Below are 22,086 nucleotides of genomic sequence, written 5' to 3'. Positions count from 1 at the left end.
TGTTGCCGGGAGCGGAACAATACCCGCCTCAGAGTTCGTCGCGCAGATAGGACCAGGGGTAGATACCGCGCTCGTGACCATCGTCGAACAGCAACTGCACGCCGTAGCCCTGCAGGCGGATATCGCGCAGGCGCACGCCCTGCTCCGCCGCGACGATCCGTCCGCGTAGGCGCTGCGCCCGGCATTGCGCACAGGGACAGGCGGCGCGCAGGCGCGCATGGTCGATCCGGCTGACCGCGCCGTCCGCCCATTCGAGCATCAGCCAGCCGTCCCTGGCGGCATTGCGCAGGCGCAGCGGCGGCTGGGTCATGCCGGCATCCGCAGTTGCGCCAGGGCGATGCGCACCGCCTTGCGCACCTCGGGATCGCCGTCGCCTTCGGCGACCCGCAAGGCCTGGGCCGAGGCCGGGTCCGCCAGTTCGCCGAGGGCCAGGGCGGCCTCCTTGCGCAGGTTGCCGATGGGATGGCCGAGCAATGCTTCCAGCGCCTCCCGCGCCGGGCGGTGGCGCAAGCGCCCGAGCGCCCGCGCGGCGCGCAGGCGGACCTGCCAGTAGTCGTCCGCCAGGGCCTTCAGCAGCGGCTCGCCGGCCTCCTCCCGGCCCAGCTTGCCAAGGGTCGTCGCCGCCTCTTCGCGAACCTGCCATTGAGCGTCCGCCAGCGCCGCGCAGAGCGCCGGCAGCACCGTCGCCTCGCGGCTCAGGCCGAGGGCGCCGGTGGCCGCCCGGCGTACCTCCGGGTCGACATCGGCGCTGGCCAGCCTGGCCAGTTCGGCCAGGGCCGGCTGGTGGCGGAGCCAGCCGAGTACCGCCACCGCCTCGCGGCGCACCGCCGCCTGCGGATCGCCGAGGGCGGCCAGGGCCGGCACGGCGCTCTCCTCCAGGCGCAGTTCGCGCAACGCACGCAATACGCTGGCGCGGACGAAGGCATCGGCATGCCCGAGCCACGGCAGCAGGCGCCGCCCGGCGGCCGGTTCCTTGAGTTCGCCAAGGCTCTGCGCGGCGGCATCGGCCACCGCCGGCACCGGATCGGCCAGGGCCGCACAGAGCGCATCGACCACTGCGTCTTCCTCCCAGGCCTCCAGCAGGCGCGCGGCCTCGCCGCGCACGCCGGGGTCGGGATCGCCGCGCAGGGCCGCAACCAGCAACGGCAGCGCCTCCGGCAGCTCCAGGTCGGCCAGTTCGATCAGCGCCAGGCGGCGTACGCCGGGGTCGGCGTCCTCCAGGCGCGGCGACAGTTCGAGGATTTCGGGCAGGGTGGCGTTTTTACAGGTCATATGGCGATCCGCAGTCGGTCCGGGGTGATGCCCGGCGGCAAGCCGAGCGGGGTCAGGCGCGGCAACTGGCGGCCGTCGTCGTGGTCGAGCAGTTCCAGGCAGTGGCGTTTCAGGCGCACGAAGTCGGCGCTGGTCACCAGCCGGGTGTCGCGAGGGCGCGGGAAGTCCAGCGCCAGGTCGGCGATGATCCGTCCCGGACGGGGGCTCATCACCAGCACCCTGTCCGCCAGGTACAGGGCCTCGTCGATGTCGTGGGTGACGAACAGCACCGTGGTGCGGACCCGCGCCCATACGTCCAGCAGCAAGGTCTGCATCTTCAGCCGGGTCTGCGCGTCGAGGGCGCCGAAGGGCTCGTCCATCAGCAGCAGGCGCGGCCGGTTGACCAGCACCCGGGCGATCTCCACGCGCTGCTGCATACCCCCGGACAGTTGGCCGGGCCAGCGCCCGGCGAAGTCCGCCAACCCCACCAGTCCGAGCATCTCCATGGCGCGCCGGTTGCGCTCGGCGCGGGCCAGGCCCTGCATCTTCAGGCCGAAGGCGACGTTGTCGCGGACCCGCCGCCAGGGGAACAGGGTGTGCTGCTGGAATACCATGCCACGCTGCGGCGAAGGTCCTTCCACGCTCCGGCCGTCGACCCTCACGCTGCCGGCGCTTGGCCTCAGGTGGCCGGCCAGGGCGCCGAGCAGGGTCGACTTGCCGCATCCCGAAGGCCCGAGCAGGCAGACGAACTCGCCCGGCCGCGCCTCCAGGTTCAGATCGCGGACCGCCTCGAAGGCTTCGCTCCCCTGCCCCAGGCGGATGCTCAGGTCGCGGATCTGGATGCGCCCCAGGCTGTTGCCGGCCGTCGTCATCGGACCTTGCCTCCCGCCGCGTACCAGGGCGTCAGCGACGCGCCGACGCGCTTCACCAACCCACTGCTGCCCATGCCGAAGAGGCCGATGAGCAGCATGCCGACCACCACCTCGTCGTAGTTCTGGATGTTGTAGGAAGCCCAGGTGTAGTAACCCAGTCCCCATTGCCCGGAGATCATCTCGGCGGTCACCAGGCAGAACCAGGAGGTGCCCATGCCGATCGCCAGGCCGGTGAAGATGCCCGGTCCGGCGCCGGGCAGCAGCACCTCGCGCAGCAGCGCCCGGCGCCCCGCCCCCAGGCTGCGCGCCGAAGCCAGCAGGCGCGGATCGAGCGCCTCCACGCCATGCACGGTATTGAGCAGGATCGGGAACAGCGCGCCGGTGAAGGTAATGAAGATCATCGAGGCCTCCGACGAAGGGAACATCAGGATCGCCAGGGGAATCCAGGCCACCGCCGGGATCGGCCGCAGCACTTCCAGCGGCGGCAGCAGCAAGGCCTCGGCCCAGGCCGAGCGGCCGATCGCCAGGCCGAGGGCGATGCCCAGCGCGGCGGCCAGCAGATAGCCGGCGAAGACCCGCGCCAGACTGGCGCCGAGGTGCGCCAGGAGCACGCTGGACTGGGCCAGGTTGCAGGCCGCCAGCAACACCGCACCGGGCGTCGGCACGTTGGCGAAGGTCACCAGGCCCAGATTCAGTTGCAGACCGGCGGCGAGCTGCCAGAACGCCAGGCAGGCCGCCAGCGAAGCGGCGCGGGTGGCCCAGCGCCAGGGTCGGGAGATCGGAAGCGAACTCATGGGCGGACTCCGAAGACGCCCGCCTCAGCGGAGCGCCAGCGCCTGCTGGCTGGCGGCGGCAAAGTCGCGTACCTCGCCGCCATGGCGGCGGGCATAGTCCTGGGCCTGCTCGCGGAGCAGGAAGGCGTTGAGGCGACCCTCGCCGTCGCGGACGAACCACGCCTGGTTGGCCAGCAGCTTGATCCCGCTGTCACGATCCTGGGCGTAGATCGCACGAATCGCCTTGCCCTGCGCCTTCAGCTCGGCAAGATCGGCCAGGGCCGACTCCGGCGAAGCGTAATGGCGCACCCTGGCCTCGCCCTTCACCCAGATCTGCGCTACCCGTTCGAACTCCTCGATCGGCCGGCCGCTGCGCGCGTCGCTGGCGCGCAGCGGCGACGGTGCGTAGTCTGCCAGCGCCGCCTGGTAGTCCAGCCCGGCCTGACGGTAGGCCTCGCGGATGTAGCGGTCGTCGACGAAACGCTCGACGTCCAGCCCACGGTCGGCCTTCTTCAGCAGCTTCAGGGTGTCGATGGAGGTCGCCAGCGCCTGGCGGTATTCGGGTTTCCAGGCCTGGTCGCGGGTCTGCAGGCCGAGCGGACCGTGGAACAGGTAATTGACCTCGGCCTCGATGCCGGTGACCTTCTCGATCAGCTCGCTGTATTTCTCCGGTTCGGCGGCCAGCAGTCGATTGGCTTCGATGCTCGCCCGCAGGTAGGCCACCACCACCTCCGGATAGCGCTCGGCGTAGGCGGCGTCCACCAGCGCGCCATGGAAGGTCGGCGCGTTGGCCTGGGAACCGTCGTAGATCTTGCGGGCGAAGCCGCGATTGGGGAACAGCTCGGCGAAGGGTACGAAGTCGGCATGGGCGGCAATCTTGTTCGCCTGCAAGGCCGAACCGGCGATTTCCGGCGGCTGGGCGATGATGGTCACGTCGCGCTGCGGGTCCCAGCCTTGCGCCGCCACCGCGCGCAGCAGCATGCCATGGGCGGTGGAGGCGAACGGTACGGAGATGGTCTGGCCTTTCAGTTCGGCCAGCGACTGCACCGGCGAGCCGCTCGGTACCACGATGCCGTTGCCGCTGCCACGGGTGCTGCCGGACAGCACGCTGATGAACAGGCTGCGCTTGCCGGCGGCGGCGAAGGCCACGCCGTTGAAGGTGCCGGGAAAGTCGGCCATGGCGCCGAAGTCGAGCTTGCCGGCGACCATCTCGTTGGTCAGCGGTGCGCCACTGGTGAAGTTCTTCCACTCCACCCGGTAGTCCGCATCCTTGTAGCGGCCGTCGCGCGGCAGGTATTTCTCCAGCAGGCCCAGCTCGCGGATCAGCAGCCCGCCGGCGGCGCAGTTGATGGTGGTGTCCTGAGTGCCGATGGCCACGCGGATGGTTTCCGCCTGGGCACCCAGGGAAGTCAGGGCCAGCGCCAGGCTGGCCAGGATTGCACGCAGTCGCATGGGGATTCCCCTCGAATCATGGTCATGGGAATCGTCTCCGCCACCCGGACGGTGGTGGGAAACGAGGGGTGCTTCAGGGTGGCGTCCGGGAGTGGCCGGATGGCGGGTTCTGCCTCGCTTGCCGGGAGCGGGCGTCAGCGCAGCAGGTAGGGAATCTCGACCTTCACCGCGCCGGTCGGGCAGTCCTTTTCGCAAGGCATGCAGTACCAGCACTCGTCGTAGGCCATGTAGGCCTTGCGGGTCGTCGGATCGATGGCCAGCAGGTCCATCGGGCAGACCTCGACGCAGACGGTGCAGCCCTTGTCGGCGATGCAGCGGTCTTCGTCGATGGTCACCGGGGCGCTGCTGCGGAAGAAGATGTCCTGGGGTCGGTAGGCCATGGCACGCGGTCCTCGTGGTTCGATCTGGCCCGCTTTCGTGGCGGCGGGCTCGGTGTCTAGCGGTACTACGCCGGGGCGTGGGGCCCTAGGCGGCGTCGTTCCTCAGCCGCAGGCGCTGGTAGGCCTGCTGTTCGCCCTCGTCGATGGCGAACAGGTAGGGTTCGACCGGTTTCCTGAAGCTGGCCATGCGTCCCTGCTCGTCCTTCTTCAGGTGCGCGTGGCAGAACCAGGCAGCGTCGTCGCGCCGCGGATAGTCCACCCGGTGGTGGTACAGGCCCCAGCGGCTCTCGGTGCGGAACAGCGAGGCGCGCGCGGCCATCTCCGCGCAATCGCGGATAACGCTGACTTCCAGGGCGCGCATCAGCTCGTGGGGGTTGTCCGCCTTGATCCGCTCCAGGTCCTCGGCGATGGCCTGGATGCGTTGCAGGCCCAATTCCATCTTGCGGGTCACCTTGGGCGGTTGCAGGTAGTCGTTGACCAGCCGGCGCAGCTTGTACTCCACCTGCGCCGCCGGCAGGCCATGCTCGCGCAGCAGCGGCGCCTCGATCCGCGCACGCTCGCGCTCGACCTGGGCGCGGTCGACCGCGCTGAAGGCGCGCCCGGCGACGTATTCGGCGGCGTTGCGCCCGGCGAACCAGCCATAGGTGAAGGCGCCGAGCATGTAGTTGTGCGGCACCGCGGCCATGTCGCCGGCAGCGTAGAGGCCCTTCACGCTGGTCTCGGCCTTCTCGTTGACCCACACGCCGGAGGCCGAGTGGCCGGAGCAGAAGCCGATCTCGGAAATGTGCATCTCGACCATCTGCTGGCGGTAGTCGGTGCCGCGCCCGGCGTGGAACTGCCCGCGACTGGGGCGTTCGTTGCCATGGAGGATGTCCTCGATGGTCTGGATGGTTTCCTCCGCCAGGTGGTCGAGCTTGAGGAACACCGGGCCATTGCCGCCTTCGAGTTCCTGGTGGAACTCCCACATCATCTGCCCGCTCCAGTAGTCGCATTCGATGAAGCGCTCACCCCTGGCGTTGGCGGTATAGCCACCCAGCGGGCCGGTGACGTAGGCACAGGCCGGGCCGTTGTAGTCCTTGATCAGCGGGTTGATCTGGAAGCATTCCAGGTTGGCCAGCTCGGCGCCGGCATGATAGGCCATGGCGTAGCCGTCGCCGGCGTTGGTCGGGTTCTCGTAGGTACCCATCAGGTAGCCCGAGGACGGCAGGCCCAGGCGGCCCGCCGCGCCGCAGCAAAGGATCACCGCCTTGGCGCGGATCACATGGAAGTCGCCGCTGCGGCAGTCGAAACCGAGTACGCCGTTCACCGCGCCCTCGGCATCGGTGAGCAGGCGGGTGCAGACCAGGCGGTTGGCGATGGGGATCCGCGCACGCTTGAGCTGGCGGTAGAGCACCTTCTTGATGTCGTGCCCTTCCGGCATCGGCAGCACATAGGCGCCCATGTGGTGGACCTTCTTCACCGCATAGTCGCCGGTCTCGTCCTTTTCGAACCTGACGCCCCAGCGATCCAGCTGCCGCAGGGTCTCGAAGCTGTGGCTGGCATAGGCGTATACCGCCGCCTGGTTGACGATGCCGTCGTTGGCCACGGTGATTTCCCGGGTGTACTGCTCGGCCGTGGCGTGGCCGGGGACGATGGCGTTGTTCAACCCGTCCATGCCCATGCTGATGGCGCCGCTGCGCTTGACGTTGGCCTTGTCCACCAGCAGCACGCGCAGTTCGCGGTCGTGCTCCTTGGCCTTGATCGCCGCCATCGGCCCGGCGGTGCCGCCGCCGATCACCACGATGTCGTATTCCTGCTCCAGGGTGTTCATGCCCGCTCTCCCTTCTGCCGATCGATGCGCAGGCGATACTGGAAAGCGTCGCCGCGGTAGTAGAGGTATTCGAAGTCCAGCGGCGCGCCGTCGGCGGCATGGGTCAGGCGCTCGATACGCATGATCGGCGCGCCCTCCTCGACCGCCAGGGCGCGGGTCAGGTCGGCATCGGCGAGCACCGCGTCGATGGCCAGGTCGGCATGGCCGAGGGGAATGCCGCAATCGTTCTCGAGGATCAGGAAGATGTCGCGGGTCACCAGGTCGGCCTTCTCCAGGCGCTCGCCGAGCGCCTGCGGCAGGTAGGTGACTTCCAGCGAAACCGGCTCGCGGTTGACCAGCCGCACCCGCTTGATCTCGCACACAGGGCTGCCCTCTTCCACCCGCAGGCGCTCGGCCACCCGCGCGCCGGCCGGCACGTAGCGCAGGCCATGCAGGCGGTTGATGACCTCGTAGCCCATCTGCGTCATGGACTCGCCCAGGCCTTGCAGGGTGCTGACGTTCTGGAACGCCTTCGGCCGGGCGACGAAGGTGCCCTTGCCGTGGATCTTGAAGATCAGCCCTTCCTTCTGCAGGTCGCCGAGCGCCTGGCGCACGGTGATGCGGCTGACGTCGAAGGCCTTGCCCAGCTCGTTCTCCGAGGGCATGCGGCTGAGCGGCGGGTAGACGCCGTCGAGGATGCGCCCGCGCAGCAGCTCCTTGAGCTGGCTGTACAGCGGCACGGGAGAAAGCGGGAGCAGTTTGCCCATGGTCGGATTCGCTTGTCGGAGTGGCTCGGACACTTGTTATAACAAGTTATGCTGTGATGGTAAACGCCATGAACGATCAAGCGGAAATACCGAAAACGCATATGGATATGGCGCCACCCGTGCGTGGCTCTCGCCGGCCAAAGGACCGGCCCGCAGCGCGGACCGGCCCGCCCCCTCAGCGCAGCGGCCGCCAGAGGGTGAAGGCTACCGGCGGCGTCCAGCCGCTGTTGGAGGTGTGCGCCTGCAGGCAGAGATAGCGCAGCCCCTCGTAGGTCACCCCATCGTCGACCCGATAGGCCTGGTTCTCCCGCCATTGCGGGAATTGCGGATCCACCGCCCCGCCGCTGGTGCTGACCTCCAGGCCTTCGCTGGGCAGCGACTGGTTGCCCTGGGTATCGGTGGCGGTGACGAAATAGCTGTAGCGGGTGTCCGCCGTCAGGCCGCTGTCGGTGGAACCCAGCGCGGCGCTCTGGCCAACCATGGCGCCGTCGCGATAGAGGCTGTAGTAATCGATCGGACGCTGCCCGCTGGAGGCGTTCCAGGCCAGCACCAGGCTGGTCTCGCCGCGCTCCAGCAGACGCAGGCCCTGCGGCGCCGCCGGGCGCTGGTCGCCGCCCTCGCCGTCATGGATGAGGCTGGCGTAGCGCTTGCGGAACTCCCAGTTGTAGCGCTCGCCGCGCTTGTTCAGGCCATCGTCCCAGTTCACCGACCAGGTCATCAGGCCCTTGATCGCGTGACCGGCGGCTTCCAGGCGGCGAAACGCGTTGCTCACCGCGGCGGGATCGATCACGTAGCCGGTAGCCGCCGCATCGACGTTGCTCGGCAGGCCGATGGCCAGGCGCTGCGCCGGGATCCGCACGAAGTCGCGGCTGCCGGTGGCCAGGCTCTCGGTGAGGTAGTAGAGGAAGTCTTCTTTCATCGCGTCGTTGTTCTGCGCGATCCAGGCGCCCTTGCCGCCGTTCGCCTCCTGGACCCACAGGCCGTCGCCGCCCTGGTTGTAGTACTGCGGCGCGATGAAGTCGTAGACGCCTTCCAGGGCCTGCAGATAAGGCACGTACTTGCCGTTCTTGTGCAGATAGGGAAACTCCGGGGCCATGCTGACGATGAAGTGCTTGCCCTGCCCGGCGTAGTGCTCGCGCACCAGCTTGAGGGCCGCCGGCAGCACCCGCTGGTTGTCGGCCAGGTCGATGGCGCTCTGCTCGAGGTCGATGTCCAGGCCGTCGAAACCGTAGGTTTCCACCAGACGGACGATCTCGGCGGCCAGCGCCTGCTCCTGCCCGGCGTGCAACTCGATGTGCGCGTCGGCGCCCCCCAGCGAAATCAGCACCGCGCGGCCCTGGGCGTTGAGCACGCCGACCTGGCGGCGAAACTCCGCGTCGGACAGGTTGTATGGCTGGAAGGTCGGGATGCCGCGCCCTTTCATGAAGGCCACGGCGACCACGTTGTACTCGCTCGGCACGTCTTCCAGCGCGATGTTGGCGAACGAGCCCTGCTGGTAGCCGTCGGCGGCGCCGGCCGGCCAGTTGTGCCAGAAGCCCATGAGAATCTTCTTGCCGGCGATGCTCGGCATGGCCGCCGCGGCATCTTCGCGGGCCTGGTGCAACTGGGAAAAGTCGATCCTGATCATTTACCGCTCCTCGGATGAAGGTAGGAAACGCATCCGGAGGGGCTGTCCGACGAACCGCGCCGTGGCCGCCGCGAACGCTTAGAAAAAACAGGCGCGAGCGTCTACCACGGGGCATTCCGGCGTTTGTCGCGATCAGGGCGGGGGCATGGTTGCAGAGACGGCGGAAGGCTTCACCTACCACAATTGGCAGAGCCGCGGCGGCGATGCTCCGCGCCGGGTTCAACCGGCTTCGCTGAGTTCGGCGACCACCACTCCGGGAAGGTCTTTCAGCAGTGCCGGGGACAGCAGCAGCTTGGTCTCGCGGACCCCGGCGCCCATCACCACCAACGGCCGTTCGAAGACCGCCGCGTCGACCAGCAGCGGCATGCCTTCGGGCAAGCCGAACGCGGTGATGCCGCCGAACTGCATGCCGGTCAGCTCGGTGGCGACCTCGCGGGCGGCGAAGGACAGCCGGCGGGCCCCGAGCAGCGCCTTGACCGCGCCGTTCACGTCGAGCCGCCGCGAGCCCAGGTTGACCACCGCGGCATAGCCTTCGGCGCCGTCGCGCTTGTAGCGCAGGACCAGGGTGTTGGCGCAGTCCTCCAGGCCAAAGCCGTAGCGTGCGCTGAACGCCGCGGTGTCGGAATGCTCGTCGGCGACGCGGAACACCACCAGCTCGGCGGAAGGCAGGCCGCGCGCGACCTGCTCCGGCAGATGGCGGTGGTAGTCGGCCGGGGCGACGGCGTCGAGCCGGTGGCGTTGGGTGTATTCGCGCAGAACCATGGGCAACCTCGAATGAAGACGGACGGCACCGGCCCCTGCCGCCAGGGGGGCGGCAGGGGCCGGCGGTTCAGGTTGCCAGGTTCGCCGGCACGCCGCCAGGCACATCGGGCGCCAGGCGCTGCCGCAGGATCGCGCAGACCTCCTCCGCCGCCGTCACCACCAGGCCGTGGCCGCCGGCCAGGGTCTCCAGCTCGTAGCGGCTGGCGTGCCGCCGCCAGCCGTCGATGGCCACCCTGGAGACGCCCGAGTCCTGCTCGCCGAGGATCGCGGTGATCGGTATGGCCAGCGGCTCGCGCGGGCGGTAGCGATAGTCGGCGGCCAGGCGCGAATCGGCGCGCAGGGTGGCCAGGCTGATCTCGCGCAGCTCCGGGTCGTCGAGCACTTCCAGCGGCAGCACGTCGTACTCGCGCAGGGTTCGCAGCAACTCGGCGTCGCCCATCGCATGGAAGCGCGGGTATTCCAGGTCCGGCCCCGGAGCGCGGCTGCTGATCACGAACAACTGCCTGGCGCGCAGGCCGTGCAGGCTTTCCAGGCGTGCCGCCAGTTCGTAGGCGAGCATGCCGCCGAGGCTGGCGCCGATCAGGGCGAACGGACGGTCGAGCAATGGCAGGAGCGCGTCGTCGATGGCACAGAGCATGGCCTCTACATCGGTGACGAATGGCTCGTCCTGGCGTTCCTGGCGCCCCGGATACTGGATCGCCAGCAGCTCCACGTCCGCCGGCAGGCGCGCGTCCCAACCACGGAAAGTGCCGGCGTTGCCGCCCGCGGGCGGCAGCGCGATCAGGCGCAGGCGCGGCTGCGCGCTCCCGCTGCGCTGCAACCACAGGGCCCGGGCGCGCTCGGTGGCGGGCGGCAACGGCGGCGCGTCGGCGGCATGGCAGCGGCGCACCACTTCGCGGGCATCCGGATCGCCCTGCAACAGCCCCAGGCTCAGTTGCCTGCCGGTCAGCCGGCGCAATTCGGCGATCGCCTGCACGCCCAGCAGCGAATGCCCGCCGGCGCTGGCGAAGCCCTGGTCGGCCGCCAGCGGCCGGCCGAGCACCCGGGACAACACCTTGAGCACCCGCCGCAGCTCCACGCTGTCCTCGGCCTGGGCCGCCGCGGGCGGCTGCACCGGGTCTCCGAGCAGCGCCAGCAACGCCTCGCGGTAGGCGCCGGCCAGTGCCTCGGCGCGCTCGGCGGGGAAACGTCCGGCGGCATACTGGAAGCCCACCTCGAGGCGCTCGCCGGCCACCTCGAAGTCCACCGCCAGCGGCACGTCGACGTCCACCACCACCTGGTCGAGGATGCCGCCGTGCCTTACTCCCGCCGCCGGCGCGGCGTCGTCCTGGTGGAAGTCGACGAAGTTGAACAGGCTGTCCAGGCGCAACTCGCGGTTGCGCCTGCGAATCGCCGCCAGCGGATGGCGCCGATGTTCCAGGCTCGCGCGCTCGTAGTCGAATGCGCGACGGGCGCTGTCGAGCAGATCGACGGAAGCCGACAGCCGGCACGGCAGGGTGTTCAGGAACAGGCCGAGCAGGCGGTCCGCTCCCGGCTCCTCGGGGCGCCCGTGGCTGACGAAGCCGGTGACTACTTCATCGGCATCGCTGAAGCGGCACAACGCTCGGCCATGCGCCGCCAGCAACAACGAACGCAAGGGCAAGCCGCTGCGTTCGGCCAGGGCGCGCAAGCGCGACAGGCTGTCGGCCGGCACGTCCACGCGGACCGCCGCCATGCGCCGGGGTCCCTCCTCCGCCAGGCCGGGCAACGGCCGGTAGCGGGCGCCGGCCAGGTAGTCGAGCCAGAACAGCGCCGAGGCGGCGTTGGCCTCGGCCTCACGCTCCAGCGCCACGTAGTCGCGGAAGCCTACCGCGGGCGCTTCCGCTTCCCGCGCGACGACACCGGCGAGAAGGTCGGCGTAGACCGCCAGCAGCTCGTCCACCAGGCTTTGCAGGCTCCAGCCGTCCAGCACGCTATGGTGTTCGGCGACGCCCAGGGCGAAGCGCCGCTCGTCCAGCGCCAGCGCGGCGAGGCGCACCAGCGGTGGGCGGCTCCAGTCGAACGGGGTGGCCTGCTCTTCCTCGATCCAGGCACGCAGGCGCAGGCGCCGTGTTTCCCCATCGAGGCCACACAGGTCGTGCACCGGCACCTCGGCGGCGACCGCCGTGGCCGGGTGGACCCATTGCAAGGGCGCCTGGCCGCCGTGCAGATCGAAGCCGGTACGCAGGATCGCGTGGCGGCCGATCAGGATCGCCCAGGCGCGCGCCAGCAACTCGCCGTCCAGGCGTCCATGCACCTCGTGCAGGACGACGTTGTGCAACAGCCGTGGATCGCCGCTGGCCTCGCTTTGCAGGAGCATGCCCTGTTGCAGGCTGGTCATCGGATAGGCGTCGTCGAGCCCCTCCGGCAGGCGCTTGCGTTCCGCCGCCGACAACAGGGCGAACGGCTCCAGCGACTGCGGCGCCGAGGTCCCGAGCGCATCCGCCGGACTCGCCGGAGCGGCCAGCAGGCGCGCCAGTTCGCGGATGCTCTGGTGGTTGAACACGTCGCGCAGGGTAAAGGCAAGCCCCGCCTCGCGCGCCATGACCTGCATCTGGATCAGGCGGATGGAGTCGCCGCCGACCTGGAAGAAATTGTCGCTGACGCCGATCGCCGGGCGTTTCAGCACGCTCTTCCAGATCTCCAGCAGGGCCGCCTCGGTGGCATTGGCCGGCGCTTCCAGGGTCTGCGCGGCCGCCTCGGCGGCCAGCGCCGCCAACAGCGCGCGACGGTCGAGCTTGCCTTCGGCGGTCAGCGGCAGGCGTTCGACCCGGGCGATCCGGCTCGGCAGCATGTAGGCCGGCAGGCGCGCCTCGAGGAAGCCACGCAGGGCCTGCTCGCTCAGCTCGCCGCCGAGGGCCGCGGCGGGGCGCGGCGCGACCGCGCGCCAGTCGATGCGCTCAGCCAGCGACTCGGCATAGCCCGGGCGCACCGCGTAGCAGTTGTAACGGTCGGTACCCTCCAGCAGCGCGTCCTGACGGATGCTCACCTCGAAGCCATGGCGGCGCAGCAGGTCGCTCAAGGCATCGGCGCGGCCGGCGGTGGCACCGTCGCGCTTGTCATGGACCTCCAGGACGATCTGCCGGACCTTGGCCAGCGCCGCATCGTCGAGACCGAGCAGCACATCCATTTCCGCGCGCTGCACGTCGATCTTCAGCAGGTCGATACGCTCCAGGCCCAGTTCGCCGATCACCTGGTCGAGGCGGCGCAGGCGGCAGCGGTGGGCTTCGGCGCGCAGGCGGTCGTCGAGGATTTCGTCGATGTTGTCCAGCAGCAGGTTGGCCCCGCCCTCCTCGCCCTGGTTGCTCAGGTAGCGTCGGATGACGTCGCGTTCGCCGCTGGCGTCGGCGTACTCGGCGATCCCGGAGAAGGTCGAGTAGCCCGGATAGTAGGTGAAGGTTTCCTCACGCTCGGCGTCGGACAGACCGATGCCGAATACCTCGACCTGCGGTGCGTAGCGTCCGAGGTTGGCCTCCAGGCGCCGGCGGATCGGTGCCAGCGGCTCGAAGGCGACCACTCGCGCGCGCGGCGCGCGGCTGGCGATGTACAGCGAGAACAGGCCGATGTTGGCACCGACGTCGAGGACCACCGCGTCCGGCGGCAGGACGATGCCGTCGCGGCTGTAGACCTCGTCGACGAAGATTTCCTGGTAGACGTACTCGGTTTCGTTGAGGTTCAGTCCGGCGACCCGGTGCCCGCTGGGCAGGTCGACTTCCAGCCAGGACTCGTCCGCGGTCTCCTCGGCGGCGGTGACGAAGGCGACGATCCGGCGATCCGCGCCCGGTTCGGCCGCATCGGCCTCGTCGGTGAGTACCGCCGCCTCGCCCACCGCCGGGTGTTCCAGCAACGCGCTGCGGATCTCGCCCAGTTCGATGCGGTAGCCGTTGATCTTCACCTGTTCGTCGATCCGCCCGAGGAACTCCAGGCAACCGTCGGCGCGCCAGCGCACCAGGTCGCCGCTGCGGTACAGGCGGCCGCTGCCCGGCCAGCCCTCCTCGAGGAAGCGTCCGGCCGCCTCGCCGGCGTCGCCGGCATAGCCGCGCGCCACCCCGGCGCCGCCGATCCACAGTTCGCCGCTGGCGCCACGGGTCTTGCGACGACCGAGGCCATCGACCACATGCAGATCGACGTTGGCCAGGGCGCGGCCGATGGTCGGCCGCGCATGCTCGGCGACCCGCGCCAGGCTGGCGTTCACCGTGGCTTCGGTAGGACCGTAGAGATTGAACACCTGGCAGCGGCGCCAGCCGGCGGCGACCTCCCAGGACGCTTCGTCGAAGCGCTCACCCCCTACCAGGATGCGCCCGGGCAGCGCCGGGTGGGCATCGTCGAGGCCGGCCTGGAGCAGCAGGCGGAACAGCGACGGGGTGCAGTCGAGCACGTCGATGCGCCGTTCTTCGAGGAACCCCAGCATCCGCTGCGGATCGCTGCGCACCTCCTGCGGCACCAGGACCAGGCAATGGCCGGAGAGCAACTGGAGAATCTGCTTGATCGAGGAATCGAAGGAGAACGGCGCGTTGACCGTCACCCGCAGGCCCTCGCCCACCACGTTCGCGTATACCGTGCGCGCCAGGGCCTGGGACAGGTTGAGCGCGCTGGCGTGCTCGACCACCACGCCTTTGGGCTGGCCGCTGGTGCCCGAGGTGAAGATCATGTAGGCCGCATCGCGCCCGCCCGGCGCCGGCAGGCTCATACCGCTGCCGGCAAGCGGCAGCCTCGACAGGTCCAGGCAGGCCCCGGCGAAGGCCTCGCGGGCGCGCCCGGCGCACTCGGCATCGGCAAGAGCGAAGACGATCCCGCCCGCTTCGCGCATCCGCTCCACCCGCGCCGCCGGAAACTCCGGATTGACCGGGGTGTACACCGCCGCCGCGCGCATCACCCCGAGCAGGGCGACGATCGCCTCGCGGTTGCGCCCGGTCATCACCGCCACCGCCTGGCCGGGCCGCACGCCGGCAGCCAGCAGCGCTTCGGCGACCGCTTCGCTGCGCGCGCACAGCGTGGCGAAATCCAGGCTGCCGTGGGCATCCAGCAACGCCGGCGCCTGCGGCTGCAGGGCGGCCCGCAGATCGAACGCGGCCACCAGGGATTCCACCGGCGCGGGCTCCACGCGCTCGCCCTGCCAGGCCTGGTAGCGCTCGCGCTCGGCCGCGCCGATCAACGGCAGCCCGGCCAATGGCAGTTGCCTGTCGGCGGCGATGCTTTCCAGGCATTCGACCCAGGCGTCGAGCAAGCGCCCGGCCAGCGTTCCGTCATGGTCGCGACGGACCCGCAGGCTGGCCAGCCTGCCTTCGCCGTGGGGCAGCACCTGCAACTCGAGGAACCCGCCCAGCGGCGGCTGACGGCAATCCAGCTCGGCCACCCCGGCGCCATCCAGTTCGCCCGCCAGCCAGGCGAAGCCCAACTCGGCGAGCGGCCAGTCGGGGGCAAAGGGATCGCGCAGGGCCGCTGCCTCCTCCTGGGCGAGGATCGCCGCCTGGAGGGCGTCGAGCCGCTCGCCGACGCTGCCCGCGCGGACATTCTCCAGGCACAGCGGCGCGACCCCGGCGAACGGTCCGGCCAGCTCGGCGAACTCGTTGAACAGGCGCCCCGAGACCAGTCGCGCCATTTCCAGCGGCAGTCCCTCGTCGCCCTGGAACTGCCCGGCGACCTGGGTCCAGGCCAGCAGGGCGGCCGCCTCCGGCAAGCCGTTGGCTGCCAGGCGTTCGAGCAGCGCGCGCGGCAGCAGGCGCCGCGCCGTCCACTCGCCTTCGCCCAGGTCGTCCGCCAGCGCCAGCGGACTCTCCGCCGCAACGGCCGCCTGCTCGCGCCAGTAACCGCTGGCGCTTTCGCCGTCTTCGCCGGCCAGCGCCTCGTTGGCCCACTCGGAGAAATGCTGGAACAGCAGCGCCTCGTCTCCCTCGTCCGCGCTCGCCTGGCCGGCCGGCCCCAGGCCGCGGCGCAGCAGCGCCACCAGGCTGGCCGCATCGACGACGAACGCCGGCGCCGCCAGCAACAGCCCCTGGAGCGTCTCTCCGGCGGCGTCCAGCAGCAGGCCGAGCGCCAGTACCGGCTGGCCTTCCCCGCCCAAGGGCGAAGCGGCGAGACGCGCGCTTTCGCGCGCGAAGCGTCCGGCCCAGTCGCCGTCTCCCGGCAGGCGCTCGACCAGCAGATCGGCCGCGCGCCCATCCAGTACCTGCACCGGCAGGCTCATGCCCGGCATCGTCCGGTAGGCCACGCGCAGTTGCGCCTCGCCGTCCAGCGCCCGGCGCAGCCGCTCCAGCGTCGCCACGGGATCGGCCGGGGCGTGCAGGCGCACGCCGACAACCGTATTTTCCGGCCGCTCGGCATGGCGGCGCCAGGCGCGGGTCTGCAAGGGAGACAGCGGGAATCCTTCGAGCGCTTCGCTCGCGGCCGGTTGCACAGCGGATTGCAGGTCTTCTGACGCACTCATGGCTATCCCTCGCACGGGTTCAGGGTTGGTGGACATGCAGGTCGGTCATCGCCACCAGCACCTTGCGCTCGCCGGTGTACGGCTCGCGGCCGTGGACGCTGATGAAGTTGTCGAGCATCAGGACATCGCCGCGCTCCCAGGCGAACGCGCGGGTTTCCTCGCGGTAGGCGGCGCGGATGGTGTCCAGCACCTCCGCCTCGATCGGGCTGCCGTCGCCGTAGTAGGCGTTGCGCGGCAGGCCCTGTTCGCCGACCTCGTCGAGCAAGGCCCGGGCCAGGGCCGGCGGCATGTTGGAGACATGGAACATGTGCGCGTGGTTGAACCACAGCGTCTCGCCGCTGAGCGGGTGGCGCACCATCGCCTGGCGTACCTGGCGGGTATTCAGGCGCTGGTCGTCGAGCCAGGTCCATTGGGTACCGGTCTGCCGGCAGTAGGCCTCGACCTCGGCGCGACTGTCGGTCTGGAAGCCTTCCTGCCAGGTCAGGTCGATCTCCGGCCCGTAGTTGCGCACGTAGCACACCCCATGGCGGAGGAAGCGCTGCCTGATCGCCTCGGGTATCCGAGCGCTGACCCGGCGCTCGTCGGCCAGGGGCGTGCGGCCCTGGGTGGCGGGCGGTGTCTGGCAGTAGAAGTGGATATAGCTCGGCCAGTTGTGCGAGTAGGACATCTCGTGGTGCGGCGGAATCCAGCCGTCCGGCGAGAACTCGGTGGAGGTGAACACCCGGTGCGCCACTTCCTGGCGTGCCGCCGCGCGCTCCAGGTAGTCGAGCATGTTCGGCGAAAAGCTTTGTACCGCCTGGGAGAAGCCCTCCGCTCCGTCTACCGCGAAGCCACGAAACAGGATGCCGCCATGCCGCAGCAGGCTGTCGCGCAGCCCTGCGCCGGCGGCAGCGATCCATTGCCGCAGGTCCATGCCCGGCTGGCGCGCGCGGACGATGCGCAGGTAGTCGTTGGCCGGGTCGAGCAGGCTTTCCTCCACCAGGTCGCCGGCCGAGAGCTGCCGGGGGCGCAGGCGCGGCGCGCTGAACGAGGCGCTCATGCGGCACCTCCGAGCGCCAGGCGCGAAGGTGTCGGCGGGACATCGGCGGGCGCCAGGCTGGAATACGGCGTGGACATGATGGTGAGGATCCGTCGCGGCCCGCGGAACGGCTCGCGGCCGTGCTGGGCGAGCATGTTGTCGAGGATCAGCACGTCGCCCACGCGCCAGTCGAAGCGCCGCGTCTCGCGGTCTATGGCGCTGCGGATGGTCGCCAGGGTCTGCGCCTCGATCGGGCTGCCATCGCCGTAGTAGGTCTGGTACGGCAGGTCTTCCTCGGCGACGCTGCGCAGCAGCGCATCGCGCAGGCCCGGCTCGAGACTGGTGGCATGGAAGAACATGCCGTGGTTGAACCACAGGCGCTCGCCGGTATACGGGTGGCGTTGGAACGCCGCGCGCCTCTGCCAGGTGCGCAGGTGCTCGTCGCCGATCCAGGCATGGGCGATCCGGTGCTCAGCGCAGAACGCCTCGACCTCGGCGCGGCTGTCCGTCTGGAACGCTTCGCGCCAGGACAGGCCGAGGCCGGCGCGGTAGTTGCGCACGTAGAGGATGCCCAGGCGCCCGAAGCGTTCCAGCAATTCGTCCGGCAGGTGGCGGAGCACCAGCCGGTTGGCCGCCACCGGAGTGGCGCCGCCCTCGAGCGGCGCGACCTGGCAATGGAACATGATGTACAGCGGCCAGTCGGCGGTATAGGACTGCTCGTTATGCAGGAAGATCGGCTGGTCCACCGGATAATCGGTGGAGGTGTAGACCTCGCCGCTGACCTGGCTACGCGGCGAGGAACGCTCCTTGTAGTCGAGCAGTTGCGGGGCGAAGGCAGCGGCGGCTGCGCGGAAGCGCTCCGCCGAGTCGACCTCGAAGCCTCTCAGCAACAGGCCGCCAGCCAGGTTCAGGTCGTCGTGCAGGGACTGGCCCTGCTCGCGAATCCAGTCGGCCAGGGACAGGCCGGGAGCCTGTGCCTCGATCAGCAGCGGCAGGCCGTCGCGCTCCGCCGCCGGGCGCCGCACCAGCGCCTCGCTGCTGCGCGGGCTGAGATTGCGCGGCCGGGCGAAGCCGCGACCGGTGAGACTGGGAGCTGTTCGTTCCATCGCTGTTCTCCGTGGGAGGCTCGGGGTCGTCAGGAAGCGTTGCAGCCCTCCGGCGACATGCGTTTCGAGATAGGTTCGCCGGCATTCGCCAGCAGGCGCCGCTCCCAGGCCTGGTGCAGGCGCTCGATGCGGTGCAGGTCGAAGATCGCGCTGACCCCGGTCCAGACGGCCAGCCAACCCTGCGGCTGGTCTTCCAGCCACAGCGTCAGGTCGAGGCGCGCGCCAGGCACCGGGATGAAGTCGGCTTCGACGCGCACCCCGGCATCCACCGCCGGGGCCGCCCGACCGTTGTGCGCGCCGCAGGCGATGCGGATCGGCAGGCCGCTGGCGCCGCGCTGGCGCAGGGCCTGGGTCACGCATTCGAGGGGCACGTCCTGGTGTTCGAGCAGTTCCAGCAGATCATGGCCGACCTGGCGCAGGCGCCACTCCACGGACTGCTCCGGACGCAGGCCGACCGCCAGCGGCAGGAGGTTGACGAAGCAGCCGACCAGCCCCTGCATTTCCAGGCGCGAACGCCCGGCCAGGGCCACGCCGACGAGCAGGTCGTCGACGCCCAGTTCGGCGCCGAGCACTTCGGCGAAGGCCTGTAGCGCAGCACTGAACGGGCTTACCGAGGTGCGTTCGGCCAGCGCCCGGCAGGCGGCATGGACGGCGGCGGAAACCGGCAGGGCGAGGCGTTGGCCGGCGCGCCCGCCGCTCTCCTCCGGGCGCGCCGGCGCGGCGCCGGGAGCCTTCGCCAGCGGCAACAAACGCTCAGCCCAGCGCTCGGCGACACGGTCCAGGCGTCCCGAGGCCAACGCCGCGCGCTCGCGGGCGGCAACCTGTTCCGGCGTGCTGGCGAGCACGCCCAGGCGACCGCCATCGAGCAGCGTCTTCAGTTCCGCGGCAAAGACCGCCAGCGACACATCGTCGAAGGCGTAGTGATGGACGCTGAGCAGGAGGTCGGCGCGCGCGCTGTCGCGGGTGACGACCAGCAGCAGGCGTGCCGGCGCCTCGTGGGCGAGGTCGAAGACTCGCGCGCCCTCACGGCGCACGCCATCCTCCAGCAACCGCTCGGCGTGGACGGCGTCGCTCGCCAGCAGGCGTTGCAGGGGCACCGCATGCGCCGCCAGCGCATGCGGCTGCGGCCCGTCGACGCCCGTTTCGACACGCCGGCGCAGCGCCACATGCCGTTCCAGCAACTGGCGCAAGGCCTGTTCGATGGCGTCGGCCGTGGCGCCGACTATGCGCAGGTGGGCCAGCAGGTTGTAGGAGGTGTCCTCCGGCGCCAGTTGCTGGGCCACCCACAGGCGCCGTTCGGCGAGGCTCAGCCCGGCGGCGCCGGCGCTCGGCTCCGGCTCGTCGCCCTCGGGCGCGGCCTGGCGCAGCAGTTCCAGCAGGGCCTCGGGGGTCGCCGGGCCACCGGCGAACGCCTGCAACGGTACGCGTCGGGACAGTCGCTGGCGCAGCGTCGCGAGCAGGTGCACCGCCCGCAGGGAATCGCCGCCGGCGGCGTAGAAGCCCTGTCCGGCGCGCGGCGGCGCACCAAGCTGCGCCTGCCAGGCCTGGTGTAGCGCCTGCTCCAGCGGATCGCTGGGCAGCGCCTGCGGCTCGGCGCCGCTCGCCTGGGGACGCGGCAGGGCCTTGCGGTCGATCTTGCCGTTGAGCGTCTTGGGCAGCTCCGCCAGGACCACGAACGCCGACGGCAACATGTAGTGCGGCAGACTTTGCCCAAGGTGCTCGTTCAGCGCCTGGAGCGGCGGGGCGAACGGCGCCGCCAGGTAGCCGACCAGCCGACGCAGGCCGGCGCTGTCCTCGGTGAGCATGGCGCAGGCTTCGCTCACCCCGGGAAAACTCGCCAGGCACGAGGCGATCTCGCCCAGCTCGATGCGGAAGCCGTTGAACTTGACCTGGTCGTCGAGCCGGCCGAGGTGTTCCAGCACGCCGTCCTCGCGCATGCGTACGCGGTCGCCGGTGCGATAGCGGCGCTCGCCGCTGCCCGGATCGACGCGGAAACGCTCGGCGGTCTGCTCCGGCTTGCCGAAATAGCCACGCGCCAGGCCGATGCCGCCGAGGTACAGCTCCCCGGCCACGCCCAGCGGCAGCGGCGCCTCGAAGCCGTCGAGCACCTCCACCGTGGTGCCGGGCAGCGGTCGGCCGATGGGCGGCTCGTCGAGCGCTTCGGCGTGCAGGTCCAGTTCGTGCGCCGTCGAATAGGTGGTGTCCTCGGTCGGCCCGTAGAGATTGACCAGGCGCCGTACCTGGGGTTGGCCACGAATCTGTCGCACCAGGTGGCCGCGCAGCGGTTCGCCGGCCAGGTTCAGCGTGCGCACCCCGCCCGGCAGGTCGCCGAGGGCGAGCAGCGCGGCACACACCGAGGGCACGGTATTGAGCAGGCTGATCTCGTCGCGGCGCGGGTAGTCCGGCAGGCTGAACAGGTTTTCCACCAGGTGCAGCGTGCCGCCTTCGGCCAGGGTGCCGAACAGCTCGTAGACCGACAGGTCGAAGCACACCGAGGTCGCCGCCAGTACCCCGCTCCATTCTTCGGCGGCATAGTGCTGGCCGGCCCAGCGCAGGAAGGCATGGGCGCTGCCGTGCTCGATGGCGACGCCCTTGGGGCGTCCGGTGGATCCGGAGGTATAGATGATGTAGGCGAGGTGGTCGGCGCCGACCTCGCTCGCGGGCAGCGCCAGGTCGTTCGCCTGGTCGCCGCCCTCCTCCAGCGTCAGGCATGGCCGGCCCAGCGCGGCGACCCGCTCGCGGGTGCTCGCGTCGACCAGCACCAGCAGGCAGTCGGCGTCGTCGAGCATGTAGGCCACCCGCTCCTCCGGATAGGCCGGGTCCAGCGGGACGTAGCAACCGCCGGCGCGGAGCACGCCAAGCAGGCCGACCAGCAGGCCGCTGTCGCGCCGCAGGCAGACCCCGACCCGCTGCTCCGGAGCCACCCCGGCGGCGCGCAGGCGCACGGCGAGCGCGGCGCTTTCGCGCTCCAGCTCGGCATAGCTGAGGCTACGGTCGGCGGCGTGCACGGCGATGCGCTGCGGTGTGCGCCGCGCCTGGGCCTCGAACAGATGGTGGAGTACGCCGCGCGACGGGGCGGCCTGGGGCTCGCTGCGCAGGGCCTGCAAACGGCGCTCTTCGTCGGCGTCCAGCCAGGGCAGCCGGCCGACGCAGGCCTGGGCGTCGACCAGGCCGCGCGCCAGGCGCGCGAGATGGCCGGCGATACGCCGCAATTCGTCGTACTGGGGATCGCGCAGAGCCAGGCCGACGCTGCCGTCCGCCGCCAGCACCAGGGCCAGCCAGCCGGGGCTGCTCGCCGTCGGCCGCGCCGCCAGCACCTGGACCGCGCAGCGCCCGGCCAGGGCGGCGCGCTCCTGGCCGTCGGCGGATAGCTGCCGCCGGGCGTCATCGAGTTCTTCCGCCAGCCGCGCGCTACGTTCGGCGGACGACTCCATCGCCCGGTAGGAGGAACGCAGCAGCGCGGGCGCCTGCCGCCCGCGAACCGTGATCGGCTCGGGAAAGCCCAGGGTGATCTCTTCGTTGCCGTAGCGTCCCAGCAGTACCAGGAACGCCGCCAGCCAGTGCGCCGCCGGGAACGCTTCCGCGGCCGCCTCCGGCTCGAACCATTGCCAGGCGCAATGCGGGTCGCGCAAGGCGATTCGTCCCGGCAACTCCAGCCCCAGCGGGGCGCCTTGCAGGTAGCGCCGCTCCTGCGCAACCTCCGGCCGCGCTGCGCGTCCCGCGGTCAGCGCCTTGCCCGACGAAAAGCTGCGTAACGGTAAGCCATGTCGCTCCTGCATCGCTCTCCCCCTTCCGAGGCTGGGCACCGAGCGAAAAACTCTTCACGAAATGGCGACGAGTTACG

General features: G+C 70.5%; 14 protein-coding genes. All 14 read right to left on the bottom strand.

Annotation, left to right across the window (positions count from 1 at the left end; genetic code table 11):
* Positions 1–28: 28 nt before the first annotated feature.
* Entirely contained in the window at positions 29–310 is a 282-nt protein-coding gene (locus ACM0M4_RS15080; RefSeq protein ID WP_004343622.1) for a DUF971 domain-containing protein, read from the bottom strand.
* Complete coding sequence (locus ACM0M4_RS15075; protein ID WP_003113104.1) at positions 307–1,272, bottom strand: HEAT repeat domain-containing protein; 966 nt, start codon at positions 1,270–1,272, stop codon at positions 307–309. The genes ACM0M4_RS15080 and ACM0M4_RS15075 overlap by 4 nt, the downstream gene beginning before the upstream one ends.
* Positions 1,269–2,123 carry an ABC transporter ATP-binding protein gene (locus ACM0M4_RS15070; RefSeq protein ID WP_003113103.1) on the bottom strand — a complete coding sequence of 285 codons (855 nt, stop codon included), beginning with the start codon at positions 2,121–2,123 and terminating at the stop codon, positions 1,269–1,271. The genes ACM0M4_RS15075 and ACM0M4_RS15070 overlap by 4 nt, the downstream gene beginning before the upstream one ends.
* Positions 2,120–2,917: an ABC transporter permease gene (locus ACM0M4_RS15065; RefSeq protein WP_003113102.1), complete on the bottom strand. Its 798-nt coding sequence runs from the start codon at positions 2,915–2,917 to the stop codon at positions 2,120–2,122. Before ACM0M4_RS15065 ends, ACM0M4_RS15070 begins: the two co-directional genes overlap by 4 nt.
* Before the next feature lie 24 nt (positions 2,918–2,941).
* Positions 2,942–4,348 carry an ABC transporter substrate-binding protein gene (locus ACM0M4_RS15060; protein ID WP_003113101.1) on the bottom strand — a complete coding sequence of 469 codons (1,407 nt, stop codon included), beginning with the start codon at positions 4,346–4,348 and terminating at the stop codon, positions 2,942–2,944.
* Between the two features lie 134 nt (positions 4,349–4,482).
* On the bottom strand, positions 4,483–4,728 hold the full coding sequence (locus ACM0M4_RS15055) for a 4Fe-4S dicluster domain-containing protein (protein ID WP_003089354.1): 246 nt from the start codon (positions 4,726–4,728) through the stop codon (positions 4,483–4,485).
* 85 nt (positions 4,729–4,813) lie between these two features.
* Entirely contained in the window at positions 4,814–6,538 is a 1,725-nt protein-coding gene (locus ACM0M4_RS15050) for a fumarate reductase/succinate dehydrogenase flavoprotein subunit (protein WP_003113100.1), read from the bottom strand.
* A complete protein-coding gene (locus ACM0M4_RS15045; RefSeq protein ID WP_003113099.1) occupies positions 6,535–7,284 on the bottom strand; it encodes a GntR family transcriptional regulator in 750 nt (249 codons plus the stop codon). The genes ACM0M4_RS15050 and ACM0M4_RS15045 overlap by 4 nt, the downstream gene beginning before the upstream one ends.
* A 175-nt stretch (positions 7,285–7,459) precedes the next feature.
* Positions 7,460–8,911, bottom strand: coding sequence for a carbohydrate-binding protein (locus tag ACM0M4_RS15040; RefSeq protein ID WP_003089363.1), 1,452 nt, complete (start codon positions 8,909–8,911; stop codon positions 7,460–7,462).
* A gap of 219 nt (positions 8,912–9,130) precedes the next feature.
* The gene (locus tag ACM0M4_RS15035; RefSeq protein WP_003089366.1) at positions 9,131–9,673 is read right to left on the bottom strand and encodes a YbaK/EbsC family protein; all 543 of its coding nucleotides are present in this window, start codon (positions 9,671–9,673) and stop codon (positions 9,131–9,133) included.
* Positions 9,674–9,740: 67 nt separating this feature from the next.
* Positions 9,741–16,118 carry a non-ribosomal peptide synthetase gene (locus ACM0M4_RS15030; RefSeq protein ID WP_115288787.1) on the bottom strand — a complete coding sequence of 2,126 codons (6,378 nt, stop codon included), beginning with the start codon at positions 16,116–16,118 and terminating at the stop codon, positions 9,741–9,743.
* Positions 16,119–16,137: 19 nt separating this feature from the next.
* Entirely contained in the window at positions 16,138–17,157 is a 1,020-nt protein-coding gene (locus tag ACM0M4_RS15025; RefSeq protein WP_003113096.1) for a TauD/TfdA family dioxygenase, read from the bottom strand.
* Positions 17,154–18,242, bottom strand: a complete 1,089-nt coding sequence (locus ACM0M4_RS15020) for a TauD/TfdA family dioxygenase (RefSeq protein ID WP_221345560.1) — start codon at positions 18,240–18,242, stop codon at positions 17,154–17,156. Before ACM0M4_RS15020 ends, ACM0M4_RS15025 begins: the two co-directional genes overlap by 4 nt.
* Positions 18,243–18,271: 29 nt before the next feature.
* On the bottom strand, positions 18,272–22,021 hold the full coding sequence (locus ACM0M4_RS15015; RefSeq protein WP_034055765.1) for a non-ribosomal peptide synthetase: 3,750 nt from the start codon (positions 22,019–22,021) through the stop codon (positions 18,272–18,274).
* Between the last annotated feature and the right edge of the window lie 65 nt (positions 22,022–22,086).

This window comes from Pseudomonas sp. 18-147 (genome assembly GCF_051048045.1).
Taxonomy (GTDB): domain Bacteria; phylum Pseudomonadota; class Gammaproteobacteria; order Pseudomonadales; family Pseudomonadaceae; genus Pseudomonas; species Pseudomonas aeruginosa.
The sequence above is the reverse complement of the archived record's forward strand: the minus strand, read 5'-3'. Positions and strand labels throughout refer to the sequence as shown.